The 14,479-nt window shown below is 39.0% G+C and carries 16 protein-coding genes; 9 read left to right on the plus strand and 7 right to left on the minus strand.

What is annotated here, in order from left to right; all coding sequences use genetic code 11:
* Positions 1-328: 328 nt before the first annotated feature.
* Genes BM200_RS17315 through BM200_RS17325 form a run of 3 tightly spaced genes read right to left on the minus strand, consistent with a single transcriptional unit; the run spans position 329 to position 1,888 of the window.
* Positions 329-838, minus strand: a complete 510-nt coding sequence (locus BM200_RS17315; RefSeq protein ID WP_091187692.1) for a hypothetical protein — start codon at positions 836-838, stop codon at positions 329-331.
* A 35-nt stretch (positions 839-873) separates the two neighbouring features.
* Positions 874-1,329 (minus strand): DUF3888 domain-containing protein, encoded by a 456-nt coding sequence (locus tag BM200_RS17320; RefSeq protein WP_091187694.1) that lies wholly within the window; start codon positions 1,327-1,329, stop codon positions 874-876.
* A 52-nt stretch (positions 1,330-1,381) separates the two neighbouring features.
* Positions 1,382-1,888: a hypothetical protein gene (locus tag BM200_RS17325; protein ID WP_091187696.1), complete on the minus strand. Its 507-nt coding sequence runs from the start codon at positions 1,886-1,888 to the stop codon at positions 1,382-1,384.
* A gap of 562 nt (positions 1,889-2,450) precedes the next feature.
* Here BM200_RS17325 and BM200_RS29720 point away from each other — a divergent pair.
* On the plus strand, positions 2,451-2,702 hold the full coding sequence (locus tag BM200_RS29720) for a hypothetical protein (protein WP_139230795.1): 252 nt from the start codon (positions 2,451-2,453) through the stop codon (positions 2,700-2,702).
* Positions 2,703-2,994: 292 nt separating this feature from the next.
* Here the strand turns inward: BM200_RS29720 and BM200_RS17335 are convergent, their stop codons facing one another.
* Genes BM200_RS17335 through BM200_RS17345 form a run of 3 tightly spaced genes read right to left on the minus strand, consistent with a single transcriptional unit; the run spans position 2,995 to position 6,507 of the window.
* Positions 2,995-4,041, minus strand: coding sequence for a Ger(x)C family spore germination protein (locus BM200_RS17335; RefSeq protein WP_091187699.1), 1,047 nt, complete (start codon positions 4,039-4,041; stop codon positions 2,995-2,997).
* Positions 4,028-5,110, minus strand: coding sequence for a GerAB/ArcD/ProY family transporter (locus BM200_RS17340; protein ID WP_091187700.1), 1,083 nt, complete (start codon positions 5,108-5,110; stop codon positions 4,028-4,030). The genes BM200_RS17335 and BM200_RS17340 overlap by 14 nt, the downstream gene beginning before the upstream one ends.
* A complete protein-coding gene (locus tag BM200_RS17345) occupies positions 5,107-6,507 on the minus strand; it encodes a spore germination protein (RefSeq protein WP_175532906.1) in 1,401 nt (466 codons plus the stop codon). The genes BM200_RS17340 and BM200_RS17345 overlap by 4 nt, the downstream gene beginning before the upstream one ends.
* Positions 6,508-7,006: 499 nt before the next feature.
* Between BM200_RS17345 and BM200_RS17350 the strand changes: the two genes are divergently transcribed.
* The 8 genes from BM200_RS17350 (at position 7,007) to BM200_RS29730 (ending at position 13,006) form a co-directional block, all read left to right on the plus strand.
* Positions 7,007-7,714 carry a class I SAM-dependent methyltransferase gene (locus BM200_RS17350; RefSeq protein WP_091187703.1) on the plus strand — a complete coding sequence of 236 codons (708 nt, stop codon included), beginning with the start codon at positions 7,007-7,009 and terminating at the stop codon, positions 7,712-7,714.
* Positions 7,715-7,814: 100 nt separating this feature from the next.
* Positions 7,815-8,126, plus strand: coding sequence for an IS110 family transposase (locus BM200_RS17355; RefSeq protein WP_245773065.1), 312 nt, complete (start codon positions 7,815-7,817; stop codon positions 8,124-8,126).
* Positions 8,127-8,954: 828 nt separating this feature from the next.
* Entirely contained in the window at positions 8,955-9,749 is a 795-nt protein-coding gene (locus tag BM200_RS17360) for an endonuclease/exonuclease/phosphatase family protein (RefSeq protein WP_091187706.1), read from the plus strand.
* A gap of 516 nt (positions 9,750-10,265) precedes the next feature.
* On the plus strand, positions 10,266-10,460 hold the full coding sequence (locus tag BM200_RS17365) for a hypothetical protein (protein ID WP_091187707.1): 195 nt from the start codon (positions 10,266-10,268) through the stop codon (positions 10,458-10,460).
* Between the two features lie 212 nt (positions 10,461-10,672).
* Entirely contained in the window at positions 10,673-11,314 is a 642-nt protein-coding gene (locus tag BM200_RS17370) for an HAD family hydrolase (protein ID WP_091187709.1), read from the plus strand.
* Positions 11,315-11,476: 162 nt separating this feature from the next.
* Positions 11,477-11,779, plus strand: coding sequence for a Dabb family protein (locus BM200_RS17375; RefSeq protein WP_091187711.1), 303 nt, complete (start codon positions 11,477-11,479; stop codon positions 11,777-11,779).
* A gap of 64 nt (positions 11,780-11,843) precedes the next feature.
* A complete protein-coding gene (locus BM200_RS17380) occupies positions 11,844-12,638 on the plus strand; it encodes a class I SAM-dependent methyltransferase (protein WP_091187712.1) in 795 nt (264 codons plus the stop codon).
* A gap of 188 nt (positions 12,639-12,826) precedes the next feature.
* Positions 12,827-13,006: a hypothetical protein gene (locus tag BM200_RS29730; protein ID WP_245773066.1), complete on the plus strand. Its 180-nt coding sequence runs from the start codon at positions 12,827-12,829 to the stop codon at positions 13,004-13,006.
* A gap of 880 nt (positions 13,007-13,886) precedes the next feature.
* On the opposite strand, the gene BM200_RS17385 is transcribed toward BM200_RS29730, so the two are convergent.
* Positions 13,887-14,087 carry a hypothetical protein gene (locus BM200_RS17385; protein ID WP_091187714.1) on the minus strand — a complete coding sequence of 67 codons (201 nt, stop codon included), beginning with the start codon at positions 14,085-14,087 and terminating at the stop codon, positions 13,887-13,889.
* Between the last annotated feature and the right edge of the window lie 392 nt (positions 14,088-14,479).

Here is a 14,479-nt window from a genome sequence, read left to right on the forward strand (position 1 = left end):
AGATATTTCTTTAATCATATGCAACTCCATCTCAAAGGTACTTGGTCCCATTCAATTACTGGTTAACATGACAGGGGACAGCTCATTAAGCTAAAGGAGAACATTAGTTGAACGAATAGGCGCCTCTATGATATCAAAAGTAAAAGCTCAGCTTAATCCGCTGAGCTTTTAATCTGCTGGACCACACTTAAAGTCTGCTGGAACTGCACCTATCTTATGGTTTAAAAGAGCTTCCTCCAGTTGGCTCCGCACCGAACCGAAGTTAAACAGCCTATTTATCATCCTCATTAGGTTATCGGCATTTCTCTGTTTATTTGCTCTCCCTCCGTTACGACATTGAATTTGCGACTTTAATGATTATCCGCTTCATTTTAACCGTACTTATCGCTTTCGAACCCATACCAAGCGTATACAAAAGACCACTATCGTAAAAGTACAGCCTTACGTAATCACTGTCAGAAGGAACATTATCGAAAGGACCTTCTAAGCGCTCTTCTTTAAAATAGGCTGTTCTCCCGTTCTCCAGCTTAATTTTGGATAGATGGATATCCTTTATCTCAGCAACTCCACTGATTACTTGCATATCGATTGATCCATCATGTCTGTGCTCCTGTGCATATGTAATAGCGAGAAGTCTCTTTCCCGCCAACCTGGTGTTAATCTGCTCGTAATTAGGTGGCAGCCAGGTTGGAGTAAGCACATGCTGACCTGTTTGCTGTTCATACGTTGAAATATCGCTTCTGATATTTGAATCGTATGGATAGCGGCTTCCGGCGTAAACAGCATTTGAACATAGAAGCGATAACATGGAAACCGTGACAAACATTCTTTTTAGCATCGTAATCATTCCTCCCTGTTGGCTGCTATACTGGCCTAACGTTTTAGTAGATCCTGGTAATTCGGTGGAAAGTCGGACTTTTTCGGATCCTTTAAGTGTTTCCAACTTATCAACTTAACGTTGTGGGGGTTAACAGGAGAGATGTCGAATGTAAGACGATCCTCTCCAACAGCTATATGAGGACCAACTGTAGGCACAACGTTTAAAGTAATTAAAAAGTGAAAGCCCCGAAATCCATTTACACGTTGCACGTCCTGAACATCAACAAAATAGGGATAAATTTCAGGTGAGGATTTCAACAATGGTGCATAGATTTCATCGATCTTCTGCTGCATATGTGGCAAAAGAAACAACATTAACATGTCTTGATACATTAATTCTTTTGAATCTTGTTCAGGCTTGTCAGGAGGAGTGTGGACGCTTCCGGCGTAAACAGCATGTGAAAATAGAAGCGATAACATGGAAACCGTAATAAGCATTCTTTTTAGCATCGTGGTTATACCGCCAACCTTTATTGAAGAAGTAATATATCTCGCTTTCTGCTTAATTCATTGAATTTGCGACTTTTATAAGAATTCGTTTCATCTTAGCCGAGCTAAAAGCTCTAGAAGCCATACTAAGCGTATAGAGTAGCTTGCCATCATAAAAATAAAGAAATACTTCTTCTGCTTCTCTAGGTACATAATGAAATGGGCGCAATCTATGTTCACCATAAAAGGCGGTCCTTCCATTACGCAGAGTCATCTGTCTGAAATGAACCGTATTAATGACTTCGCCATTTTGTACGAGCAATGAAATGATTCCATCGTGCTTGTGCGCCATTGCGTAGGAAATAGAGAAGTGATCTTCTTTTTCAGCATATTGGACGTTTACCTGGTCATATTCTGGAGGTATCCATGTAGGAATGAGGATGTCTTGACCAATATGATTTTCAAAAGATGAAATATCGCCATTGATTTTTTTGTCATACGGATAGATATTTTCAGCGTAGGCGACACTTGAGTTTAATAAAGTCAGAGACAAGACAGTGATTAGCATTATTCTAAACATTACGCCATGCCTCCGTTCTTGATGATATTACCGTTAATCAACGCCGACCTTATGTCGTTGTAAATAATCTCTTTAAGGGGGAATTTGGCAATTTTAGTTTGCCACCTATGAAATGTTTCTATTCATTATCATTAAAGGGCATTCGAAATGTAAAAATACAAACATGAACAAAGCAGCAGATCAGAGATCCGCTGCATTTGTTTGTTGTTGAAGTAACGGGCAGATTAGCGCAACAAAAGATAATTTCTAACGTCAAAATAGTACTTCCAAATATATGGGTGAAAACTTAACGTTTCTCCGTTTTTATGAATATTAGAAGGAGGTTTTATATCTGAAGCATTCTGTCATAATTATTCTATTTGTCATAATTATTACAATGGTTGGATGTCAAAGTGACACTGAAGAAGTACTAAAAGAGAAAATGTTCAATATTAAAGTACATACCTCGAACAATTTAAAAGCTAATCAGGTTTTTACTGTTAATAGTTCTTTAATTAATAATTCAAATAGCTCGTGGAAAATAGAGCACGGAGCAGGTATGTTCACTTATGAGGTTTATGATATGAAGGGTAAACTTGTCCAACAAGATGTAAAGGAAAGATTTGTGGATGCCATCGGATATATAACCACAATAGATCCAAATGACTCTTATAGTTATGATGAAGGGGAGCATGTTTCCCCGAAATATAACGAGCTTTTGTTACATGAAGGAAGTTATAAAGTCATTTCAAAGGCCAAATTCAGTATTAAAAAAGATGGGAAAGATTTTGTGTTTGAAATTAAATCAAAACCTTTAAAAATTGATGTTTATTAACCGGAGACGATAGTTGCATATTAAGATACTGGGAGACTATAGTTCAATCAATAAAGCTGCAGAAGATCTGAGGATCCGCTGCCGTTTCCATTGAAGTAACGGGCAGGTTAGTTCTATTATGTGGTAAAAGGAGTTGAGCGATAATTTTTTCAATAAGTTTGTCTTGGAATTAAACTTCATAGTAGAGCGTCCTCCTGGATGATGGGTTTTTTAGGGTTATGATCCGTTTCGTACTCCCATTGTACTGAGACTTTTTTCCTTTTTATAAAACAGCAGTCAACACCTGAAAAAGTTATTCCATTCCAACATGGACCTGAAAATTCACGATTAACTTAGGATAATATACTTCTCTCCAGTTTTTCAGTTCATCGAATGAAATCCGTGTTCGGAAATGCTGGCCGAAGCCGAATATATCAGTTTTGTTTTTCTGGGCTTGTTTAAAGATATCATTAAACCGCTGTTCAATCCTTTTTTCAAGCACTTCTTTGATGCGGTTATTCGACACGCCTTCTTCTTTTTCTAAAATGCTTATTTTTAGAGATAAATCGCTTGCTACCCGTGGTTCATTATTTTTCATTGATGGTTTGACTTTTAATGAGCTGTCAGTGACCACGATGGTGGAAAATCCTAAATTTTCTGTATTCCTTATGGTGGTGTGGTTTTGAAACAACCGAACGAGATGGTTTTCACTCGGGTTGATTCTCTCCGTTATTTTACCATTCTTCAATACAGCGGAGCCCTCAAAGTTTAGTATAGTGTCTTTTGCTGAATTCACGACGGGAACGGCTATGTCATTCGTATAAGAAAACAAACTCTGATAAACTTCCCAAATGCGGGTGTATGAGACCTCTGGTGCCCAGCCGGTCCCTTTATTAAAAAAGTCATATACAGCGGTTCCGGTGAAGCCTAATTTGCTAATATTAGAAAACATCTTCTCAATATTGTCATCCGTAATTGCAACCAAAGCGATAGACGGAATTTCTTTTGATATCATGAAATACTTAATTATTTTTATCCATTCCGGATGGTTAGCTGCCAAATGACTATCGATGACAATTAATTGCAATTGCGAGTAGTCAAGGGCATTCTCAGAGTTTGTCCGCATCTGTCCCAGAACACTTGAAACGGAATCACCTTTCCCCGTTACAATTCGCGTTTTTCCTTCTACATTAGTTATTGGAAGAGACAGGGTCACTCGGTATTCTTCATCGTGTTCTTTGGAAATGCCCATGACCAAAGGAAGGGCACGCTGATTGATTTCTTTTATATCCCAGCACCCACAGAGAAAGGTCAAAGACATCAGTACAACTATTGTTTTATAGGGTTTATTTTTTTTCATAACCTGTCGTCCTCTTTTCAACTAGAACACTATAGAGAAGAATGGTTAATGGGAGGATTACGATAAAATAAACATTAGTACATCCAATCAAGTAGATGAACTTTTCAATCCAGATCCGGTTCGGGACGCATGCTGCGAATATAAATGCGAGAAGAGAAAACGCACCAATCCAATAGGAGGCTTTACTTCTCTTCCAATTGACTAATTTTTGCATGATTTTCCCGACCATCCAGAACTGTACGGCAGTTAAGATGAGATTAAACCCAATTATGGATATACCAAAGAAGATCGTTTGCCGGTTAAAAACAAACCATCCTATGTCGACTGAATCCGCCGCCTCTTTTATGGGGAAAAGAAACGTGGCGACCGTTTCTTGTCCAAATATAAAGAGCGGAAAATACACACCAGTCAAAAAAAACAACAACACATACGCCCAGGCCGCAAAGAGTTGGCCAAGCTTCAAATTCTTTTCGGATGGGATGAATCCTATAAATAAGATCACCGAGAATCCCATAAGATAAAAAAATTTTACATTCCATAAGAAATCAAGTGATGAAGGCCAAGCCGGCAAAGCGTTATGAAAATCAAAATTTACCGTCGAGGAAGCGATAACAAATATCACTAATAAATTAATAGTGATAAAAAAAATGACGGATGTACGTAAAATGGTGCCTAAACCTTTTATCGCTGTATAAGTTGAAATAAAGAAGAGTAGAATTAATACCGCCAAATAAGGTGTTCGAATCAAGAAGATAGATGTTATGGTTTCGGTATGAGCGCGAAGATCCATCGCAGCAAGCGCAGTCAGATTGATCACATAGGGAAATAGAAAAATGAATGCCACCCATCTTCCCATTTTCAAAAATATATCGATCATATCTTCTTTTGGAAAGTAATTCAGTCCTTTTTTGTAGATCGTGATTAATATCAATTGCAGCAATCCATAAGAAAGCACGACTCCCCAATGACCGGTATTCGTTAACGAATAGGTGAGTCTAGGATACATAAAATAACCGAAACCCATATGCAAGATGATAAAAACGAATCCAATCTGTAACCTTTGCGTCACTTTATGTCTTCCTTTCCTTTCATTCGAAAAGTCATATAGGGAATATCGCAAGACGTTAAACTCGACAAATAGATGCTTATTAATGCTAATCCAACAATTAAACCTACGATGCCGTAAACAGATGCTAAAATAAATACAGGGTATTTTAACGACCGGATGTATAGAGCATTTTGCACACCTACGACGGCCGAGCTTGCAATCAACATAAAAGTAATCACGATTACTAATAAATTGCTGACTAATTTTGCTTCTACCATCGCTTGGCCAAGGACAACTCCGCCAACCATCGTAACGGTAGGGCCCACGCTTTTGGGGAGTCTTACAATTGCTTCGGTGATTAAATCAACTAAAATAGTCATGATAAGGGTTTCAAGTACAGGCGTTAATGGAATGCCTTCTCTGCTTTCCGCAATAAACAAGGCGAGATCAGTTTTTAAAATTTCAGGGTTAACCGAAGTTAGGGCTACATATAAAGCGGGAAGTACAAGTGTGGCAAATACTCCTAATCCTCTTAAGGCGCGGATCATTAGTGAAAGCCCAAAAGGGAGATTACGATCGTTTGCAGTATGCAACATGTCAGAAATAAGATGAGGAAAAACAAGCGCGAAGGGCTGATTTTCCAAAAAAAGAACGATTCTATTCTTTTTAAGAGAATGAATGGCCTGTACCGGCACTTCAGTTGCAAACAGATGACTGACAGGACTTAAGATGCGTTGACCCAAATGCTTATTCAGGTCGTCAATTGTTTCAATATCTGATTCAATTTGTTTTAACTGCTGGTCAACTTTTTCAATTAGAGCAGTTTGAGCTTTTCCTCTAATATACAGCATTGAAATTCTTTGCTTGGCGAGCTCTCCTACTTGGTAAGAGCACAGGCATAGGCGTTCAGTGCCCAGTCTTTTTCGAATCAGTCCTATATTAAGATCAATATCTTCTCCAAAGGCATCCAATGGACCTTGAATGGGACTTTCATTTCGGGGCTCCTCAATACTTCGTCTGAGGCTTTGGGGGACTGATTCCATAACAGCGTTTCTTCCGCTTTCAGAGATAAGCACGAGCTTTCCTTCCAAAACAGCTTTTTTTAATTGTGCCAAATCCACATCAAGCTTATCACTGAGGTTGAGGAAAAGTTCATGAATGGAAGCAGAACGTTCAGCCATTTGCCGAACATATAAGTTTGATTTGGTAAAATCAACAAGCGTGTTAAAACCTATAAGGAAAAATGCCGTGCCGTCAAATTGCGCGTCCTGAATGAAAAAATCATCTTGATCAGAGAACGCAGATTTCATTTCCTGAACTAAATTAATTATTTCAATCTGCCCCCTCAGAAGAATTTCATTATATTTTTGGCAGACATTGGGGTTTCTATACTCATTGATGGTTAGTTGAATTGGCATTAAGGGACTACGACAAGTGCAAGCAATTACTGCAGTTCTAGCATGAATAGGGACGACTTGGCTAGTCATCAGATAAATGCCAATATTGTTAAGTCCACCAAATGGCCGGAGAAACTGCATATGAATTCGGGAATGGGAACTATTTAAGCCAATGTAGTGGGCTTGTACATTTAAGGGACTTACCTGATGGAGCAAGATTCAGCCGAAATCAGATAGGAGGCCAATATCACTAATCCAAGTGATACGATCATACAAAGTTCAGTTTCCTTTCATTCGCTGCGGTTTAGGGAAGCAGTTGAGATGATTAAGTCCGGCTGGGGAACGAAAAAAGTATTTAAAGTATAAGGTAAGAACTAAAATCATAGAACAATAGTTAGGCAGCAGCAGCCTGTTCTAACAGGCTACTGTTTTTGCTAAGCTAATGGGCAGGATAGTTCCATTTATTGTTGAATTTAACATTAGACGGTCATAGGTATAGGTGTTTTAAGGAGCTGACGCAATGAATTACTTATTCAATCTCGCACGACATAAAGAAATCGAATATCATGATAACTTTTATGCAAAAACAGAACTTTTTCAACCTGGCAGCTGGCTTTCGCGACCTGTGAAAGTTGTTCTGGATAATTTGACGCAAATAGAAAAAGAGAATATTCAGGTCCTAGACCTTGGTTGTGGAGTCGGAAGAAATAGTATCCCGATTGCACAAAGTATTCAAGCGCATAAAGGAAAGATATATTGTATTGATTTATTGCCTTCGGCTATTCAATTATTAAACCAAAATGCGGAACAGTATGAAGTTACGGATACAATCATTTCACAAGCGAATGATGTGGAGAATTTTCTGATTAATAAAAATACATTCGACTATATTGTCGCTTGTTCTTGTTTAGAGCATGTTAGTTCAGAAGCAGCTTTTCAAGCTAAACTTGAAGAAATGAAAGCAGGAACAACAGTCGGCGGCATTAATTGCATATTAATGAGCACAGAAGTAAAGGAAATTGACGTGCTTACTGGAGAGGAACGGGAAGGCTTGATTGAATTAAACCTTTCAACAGAGAAAGCATTTACCTATCTTAGAGAGGTGTACGCTGACTGGAACATATCAATAGAAAAAAATGTCCAACAGGAAATTAAGGAAGAAAAGAATGGAAGAGAAATTATTTTTAGAAGCAATTGGATTACATTTGTAGCTCAAGTAAGAGATTAAGCTAAACAATCCTGTAGAGCTTAAGAAATGGGCTTTGTAAAAAAAGGAGCTCCTCGGTATGATGGGTTTGTCGAGAACACATCAGGGAGGAGCTCTTACTATGAAGTTTAAGGAAATAGATGCACAAAATCAACGGGTTGAACAAATTACTACCTCGCATCTTGTAATAGGGATCGATATGGCGAAAGAAATACATGTCGCACAAGCTGCAAATTTCCGCGGAATAGTGGTTTCGAAACGCCATCTCTCATTTTCCAATAGTATTGAAGGGTTTGAAAAACTGAGCCGCTGGATGAGTGAATTACAGCAGAAACATCGATTGAATAGGCTCATTATCGGCATGGAACCAACCGGACATTACTGGTTTAACTTGGCCAATTGGTTATCAGATAAAGATGTGCAGGTAGATTGATATACAACCTGGTATAGTTTTAACCGGGTTTACTGCCGACCCCAAAGAGAAATTATATAAAGTTGGAATTGAGTATGACCCGAGTCAATTAAGCAGTGAACAATTGAAACAAATTGTTACTGATTATCTCAGCTAACTGCTTCAAACTGGTCGATTTCTAACAATTGGGAAGAGATGCTTAAACCGTATCAATTGCGTATTGAAAAGTTAGGTGATGCTCAAAAAACACCTGTGATAGCTGAAAAAGACATCGATTCAACAGAAATAAAATGGCTATATGAATAAAATAGCACCGCAGGCGAATTAAACTACCGGGAAATTTTAATGTAATCGGAGCAAACAGCCAATTCAGTGTTTATAAGGAGTATTACCATGAAAACAGTTGTAAGGAAATCAGTAATTATTTATGGGATATTTGGATTTCTGATTGGGTTTGGAATGTTCATATATTCAATCAATTCAAATGAATTTTCATTCAATATGGGAAGTATTGAAGTTAAATGATACAAGAGTGGATTAATATCAATTTTAAGCATGCCAGTTATCATGGCATTAGTTGGTGCAGGTCACGGTGTTAAGCTCTGGTTCCCTATTGCTTACATTTATCGAAAGTTAAACAACAAAAGTAAAGGTTTTAAAGGAATCTAATGTCAATTTATCATCGTTAATTGAAGTGTCAAAGACCAACTCAGATGAGGAATTATGCACTTTCATATGTTGGTGAAAACGATGTAAAATATAGGTAGATGTAACCGTTCCTGTTTATTCATGGCATTATATTAGGTTCAGTGTATTATTGAAAATAATAGAAAAGAGGTCTGCATAATTATGTTAGAAATCTCTGTTATGACTTTCAATTTGCGCTATCCAGAAATCAATGATGGCTCCGATTATTGGCCGGAACGAATCGATAGAGCGACCGCCGTTATCAAAGAACATCATCCTATGCTTATCGGCACGCAGGAAGGCTATCACTCGATGCTCAAAGATTTGGAGGCTCAATTGAATGAATATGATTGGGTCGGGCAGGGTCGGTTCGGGGAGCATGAGAATGAGCACAATGCCATTTTTTATAACCGCGACGAGCTGACAATTGAAGAAAAAGGGCAGTTTTGGCTGTCAGAAACACCTGAGTCGGAAGCTTCGATTAGCTGGAATAGCTCGTTTCCGAGAATCTGTACGTGGGCGCGTTTCCTTCATCGAAAGTCAAATAAAGCCTTCTATTTTTACAACACCCATCTGGACCATCATAGCCAGGAAGCGAAAGGCCTTGGGATCCAAATAATAGAGAAATATATGGCTAGACAGCGTGCTTTAGATGGGCTTCCGGCGTTGCTTTCAGGGGATTTCAATTCGTTTCCTAGTGAATTCCCGATTCGATTTTTGCGAGGCGAGATCGAGGTTGACGGTAAGAAAAGCGATTTGAAGGACGCCTACTCCCTGATCAAGGGAAATCCGGGTCTAACATTCCATGGCTTTAAAGGCGGCGATTCGGGAGAACCGATCGACTATATATTTGCTACCCCCGAATTTGAAATATTGAAAGTGCAGATTGATCGCTGTCAGATAAACGGAGGGTATCCATCGGACCATTATCCAGTTGTGGCGAACTTCCAATTCTAGAAACGATCTACGGATGAAGAGTTACATAATAGCGATATCTTAGAAGGGGCCATCCCGCGCTAATGGGATGACGTAAAACGTCAGCCACTAACTTTCCAGTTTCTACTGCGAAATAATTTCATGGCTTGTCTTGATGAACCTCATGTACTATAAAACCATAACTTTTTGGAGTATAACTCAAGATTGGAAGGTAAAACGTAATCCTTTAACACTGCCTATTTTTTTCTCAAATTGGAACTGCAATAGGTGCAATTTTAGGTCTTATATACGCTAAACGAGGAACGATAATTCAGAACAACACTGCGGCAGCTGATCAAAGGATTAGCTGCCTCTTTTGTTGGAGTAAAGGGCAGAACACTTCCAATATGTGCTAATATGAATGGTAGCATTACGAACTGAAACTGGGAATTTCTGAGGTGAGTTATAAGTGGAGAATTATAAGTATCCAGAGTTGAACACTACATTGTTAGTTTTTCCACAACAGGTCAAATTGCAGATGAAGTTGGATTTGAAATATTGGCAAGACAATACATTGATATCGAAGGGTTTGACGCGTTTTCGGAATTAATAAAAGAAATAAAATTAACTGATGAGAGTGATGACTGGACTTACTTTGAGCATGTCATTGAGGATTTTGAAGTTGAAGGATTGGATATTGAAAAGCTTAAAGAAATGGCTAATATTGCGTTAAAGGTATATCAGAGTTTTTAAAGTTTATTTTTAAGCTATCTGGGAACTTTAGCATAATAAAATAATGTAGCAGTCGGTCATTGCCCACTATTGTAAGGTGTAGAATTATTTAATTTCCTCGCGCCTCTTTGTTATTATTTAGTAGATCCAGTGGACCGGAGGACAATATGAGATGGGAGGTTCATGCGTGACGGCACTCATGGTTGCTGCAGCTGACAAAGGAGAACGAAACAATGAAAAAGTACATACTCTTCGATCATGATGGTGTTCTGATTGATACTGAATTCTGGTATTACAAAGCGGGAGAACGTGCTCTGGCTGACATTGGATTTACCTTGGATAAAGATCAATACCTCCGCGACATGACCCAGTCATTCGGCACTTGGTCCCAAGCTAGGGCGGCAGGTATTGATGAACAGATCATCAGTAAGCAGCGTGAGGTCCGCAACGTCTATTATCAGGAATATCTAAGAACAGAAGCCATAGAGATTGAAGGCGTAGTTGAAACTCTATCCGAACTGTCAAAGTACGTCCGCATGGCCATCGTGACGACTGCAAAACGTGCGGATTTTCAACTTATTCATGAAAACCGCCAGATTACACAATTCATGGAATTCGTCCTTGTTCGCGAAGACTACGAGCGGACCAAGCCGCACCCGGAACCATACTTGACCGGCCTAAAGCGCTTCGGAGCTACCAAAGAAGAGACCCTGGTTGTAGAGGATTCAAACAGAGGGTTGAACTCAGCCGTGGCGGCTGGTATCGACTGTGCTATTGTCCATAACGACTTCACAAAAACACATGACTTCTCACAGGCCAGCTATCGAATCAAGACTCTTATTGAACTAAAGGACATTATCCTGACTGTAACGTAACCTGGGAGAGCATTCGCCAGCATGATATGGAATAATAATTCCATCTGCGCTGAATGTGGTAGTCTTCAAAAGTTTAAGCTGACCTTAACATAAGGGGCTTAAGCTAAACGGAAGACGATACTTTAACACGATAACCAATTGATTATATGGAGGTAAAAAGCAATGTACGAACATCTCGTCGTTTTCAAGTTTAATACTAATGTCACACCTGCTAAGCAACAGGAACTGCTGGGCCAATTGCTCGGGTTTCAGGGTCGTATTCCCGGAATTCTCGATATAAGTGCAGGCCTCAATGTAACTGAAGAAAAGGAAAATATACACGGTTACACGCTCGGATTACGAGTTACATTCGATAGCCTTGTATCACTTCGTTCATATGGACCTCATCCTGTCCATCAGGAATTTGTAAAATCACTAGATGGTCTGCTGGAAAATGTTATAGTAGTTGATTACCCAAAGGTCTAGTTCACGTTCACAAACACAATACTGTGTCAAAAGTAGAAGCAATTTAATAAAGGAGGTTAGTGAAATGGAACGAAAGAGCACTTTTAATGAGATAGCGCAGGAGTATGAAAAGTACAGACCACCGTATCCTGAGCAACTTTTTAAAGATATATTAGATTACTCAGATTTAAATACGAATGATGAGATACTTGAAATTGGCTGTGGTACTGGCCAAGCAACAAGAGGATTCGTGGATTCTGGATATTCTAATATAACCGCAATTGAATTAGGGGGGAATCTGGCGGAGCTTACTCGAGAGAGGTTTAAAGATAGACCAACCGTCAGAATCATAAATGCACAGTTTGAGACTTGGAATCATGATAATGCTCAATATAATTTGGCGATTTCGGGTACAGCGTTTCATTTCATTCAGCCGCAAGAACTCGGATACAAAAAAGTCTTCAATCTGCTTAGAAACCAAGGAACAGTCGCATTTTTTTGGACTGTCCATGTACCATCATACAATGAGCCATACAACGAGATTCGTGAAATTTATAGAAAGTATGCTCCCCAACTCGATGATTCTCATAACCCATCCATGGAACAGATTATTAAGGAAAGGTCAAATTTGACTCTACAGGATGGACTATTTAAGGACCTTGAAGTTAAACAATATACTTGGGATCACCTTTTTACAGCCAGTGAGTATATTGCTTTGTTAAATACGAATTCTAGGCATAGGTTAGTTCCAGAAGACATTCGTAATGAATTATTTGGAGAAATTAGAGAGGTTATTGAAAGAAACGGAGGAAACCTTCTAAAACCACAAGCAGTTGTTTCATTCTTGGCAAAAAAAGAAACCATGGAGATGGACTATTGAGGGATGGAGAACTATAGCTTAATATCCACCTATGAAGCTGCCGGCAGTATCGGCAGCTTTATCACGTTAACGGGGAGGATTGCGTAATAACAATACTCTTTACCTTTACATGATGTGATGGTTTAGAATGATTATAAATCAAAAATTGGAGGGATCACTATATAAGTAAGTTGTCAAGAAGGACAGGTGTGAATCTGCGTTCTTTAAGGTATTACGAAGAAAGGAAATTATTAAAGTTCATCAAGGCTTGCTTGGTTAAAGGGAAGCTCAACCGCTTATCGAATCTCAAAAACGATGATCAATGCCTTAACTTGTTTAGTCGCACACGTGATCGTATTAAAGCTGAGGTGGTAACATCACTCTGTTGAATCATTGAGTAGAGCAAAATTAAGCAACGCGAAGAGACGCAGCTGAGGAGCAACGATTATTGCGCCAACGGGAAACGATAGTTCCATTAATAAAGCTGCAGCAGATCAGAGGATCAGCTACAGCTTTGTTGAGGGCAGGATAGTACAATGCATCAAAATTTTGGTCTTCACGGGTTATGGGTCTCAAGTTCTTGTCAAATAAAGTTGTGGAAGTTCATGGTACGTGTATAATTATGTCTGTCTCGCGGAGCGGATCAGCGTAATAGCTCTATAACCTCTTGCTCAATTGGTTAAACGAAGAGACGACGGGTTAGCCTGACAAGGTAGAAACCACGGTACTCGTTGCCAGTTGGGGCATCTCGGTGCCGCTGTGCAGTGGAGCAGGGATCAGCAGAATCGCATGTCGGAGATAATGATACATCATGTATTGGAGGTTGCAGCGGCGGCGTTGGCACCTATATTGGGGGAATGACCCAATGCTCTCTACTAATTCGGAATTGCAGAAGAAAAATTTACCCATACACTGACCTTTAATACTAGAATTTGAGTGATGGATCGTTTATTAAAGGGAATTATGATGGTGAATATACTTAAATGGATAAATATTCCCCGGTCTATTGTGGGTCTATTCTTGCTCGTCATTGTGATTATTATTGTGATGAATAAAAGGAAATGAATTATGATAGAGGGCTGACCAGCAACCTTAGTATGTGAGTCCTTTTTTGCTACAGGGGAGAGTTTCTTGAAAGCAAAAAGCAACAGGCCCGATAAAACAACCTGCTGCCGGCTTTGCTCATATTCGTCTAATATTATAAATAATCATCAACTAATTCCAATCTCAGGCTTGGTCTATATTTTTATAGATATCTAGACTTATTCGTTATGCACTTACGCCTTGGTTCCATTTGTAGAAGCCATATCCCTGCCTCTCATAGAACTCTAAAAACCCATTTCCAGCTTGTATAGGTTCAAGTGTTACCTTAATCGATTTAGTAGTGTCACGCATATGAATGAGCTTACCCACCCATTCTCCATTTAACATATCTTCTTTCACCTGTTGCATAGTTTGACTTACGTACATGCAGTTCCACCTTTCCTGTGCCTCATATTTTTGTGACAGCAATCTCTTATACCCGCTAGCTTTAGCTATCATTTCAGGTATTCATAGTTTATGCCGCTACTCGATTATATAGAATGTGGCGGTTAAATATTGTCACTTTCCGTTGTCGCATATTAGGTAGTTTTATCGACTGTAAAGGGCAGAATAGTTACAAAAAATGGGATTTAAGTTATACTCGATATTACCAGTCAAGAAAATATAGGATATGGTTTATCTATGTACTGATTGTGGGAAACGAACAAAGTTGGAGTTTCTATTTTCATGGTACAGATGACACCACGAATCTTAAGGCTGTGGAAGAGAACGTATGGTATTCCGGAAGACTTGAACATACCGAACATAACCGAATAAAA

Origin of the sequence: Paenibacillus catalpae (genome assembly GCF_900112695.1) — a bacterium.
In the GTDB taxonomy this organism is placed as follows: domain Bacteria; phylum Bacillota; class Bacilli; order Paenibacillales; family Paenibacillaceae; genus Pristimantibacillus; species Pristimantibacillus catalpae.

What these genes read in the sequence shown, in the direction of transcription:
- BM200_RS17315 (WP_091187692.1), bottom strand. Translation starts at nt 838, where the DNA reads ATGCTAAAAAGAATGTTTGTCACGGTTTCCATGTTATCGCTTCTATGT.
- BM200_RS17375 (WP_091187711.1), top strand. Translation starts at nt 11,477, where the DNA reads ATGTACGAACATCTCGTCGTTTTCAAGTTTAATACTAATGTCACACCT.
- BM200_RS17380 (WP_091187712.1), top strand. Translation starts at nt 11,844, where the DNA reads ATGGAACGAAAGAGCACTTTTAATGAGATAGCGCAGGAGTATGAAAAG.
- BM200_RS17325 (WP_091187696.1), bottom strand. Translation starts at nt 1,888, where the DNA reads ATGTTTAGAATAATGCTAATCACTGTCTTGTCTCTGACTTTATTAAAC.
- BM200_RS17335 (WP_091187699.1), bottom strand. Translation starts at nt 4,041, where the DNA reads ATGAAAAAAAATAAACCCTATAAAACAATAGTTGTACTGATGTCTTTG.
- BM200_RS17370 (WP_091187709.1), top strand. Translation starts at nt 10,673, where the DNA reads ATGAAAAAGTACATACTCTTCGATCATGATGGTGTTCTGATTGATACT.
- BM200_RS17385 (WP_091187714.1), bottom strand. Translation starts at nt 14,087, where the DNA reads ATGTACGTAAGTCAAACTATGCAACAGGTGAAAGAAGATATGTTAAAT.
- BM200_RS29720 (WP_139230795.1), top strand. Translation starts at nt 2,451, where the DNA reads ATGAAGGGTAAACTTGTCCAACAAGATGTAAAGGAAAGATTTGTGGAT.
- BM200_RS17355 (WP_245773065.1), top strand. Translation starts at nt 7,815, where the DNA reads ATGAAGTTTAAGGAAATAGATGCACAAAATCAACGGGTTGAACAAATT.
- BM200_RS17320 (WP_091187694.1), bottom strand. Translation starts at nt 1,329, where the DNA reads ATGCTAAAAAGAATGCTTATTACGGTTTCCATGTTATCGCTTCTATTT.
- BM200_RS17345 (WP_175532906.1), bottom strand. Translation starts at nt 6,507, where the DNA reads ATGCCAATTCAACTAACCATCAATGAGTATAGAAACCCCAATGTCTGC.
- BM200_RS17360 (WP_091187706.1), top strand. Translation starts at nt 8,955, where the DNA reads ATGTTAGAAATCTCTGTTATGACTTTCAATTTGCGCTATCCAGAAATC.
- BM200_RS17350 (WP_091187703.1), top strand. Translation starts at nt 7,007, where the DNA reads ATGAATTACTTATTCAATCTCGCACGACATAAAGAAATCGAATATCAT.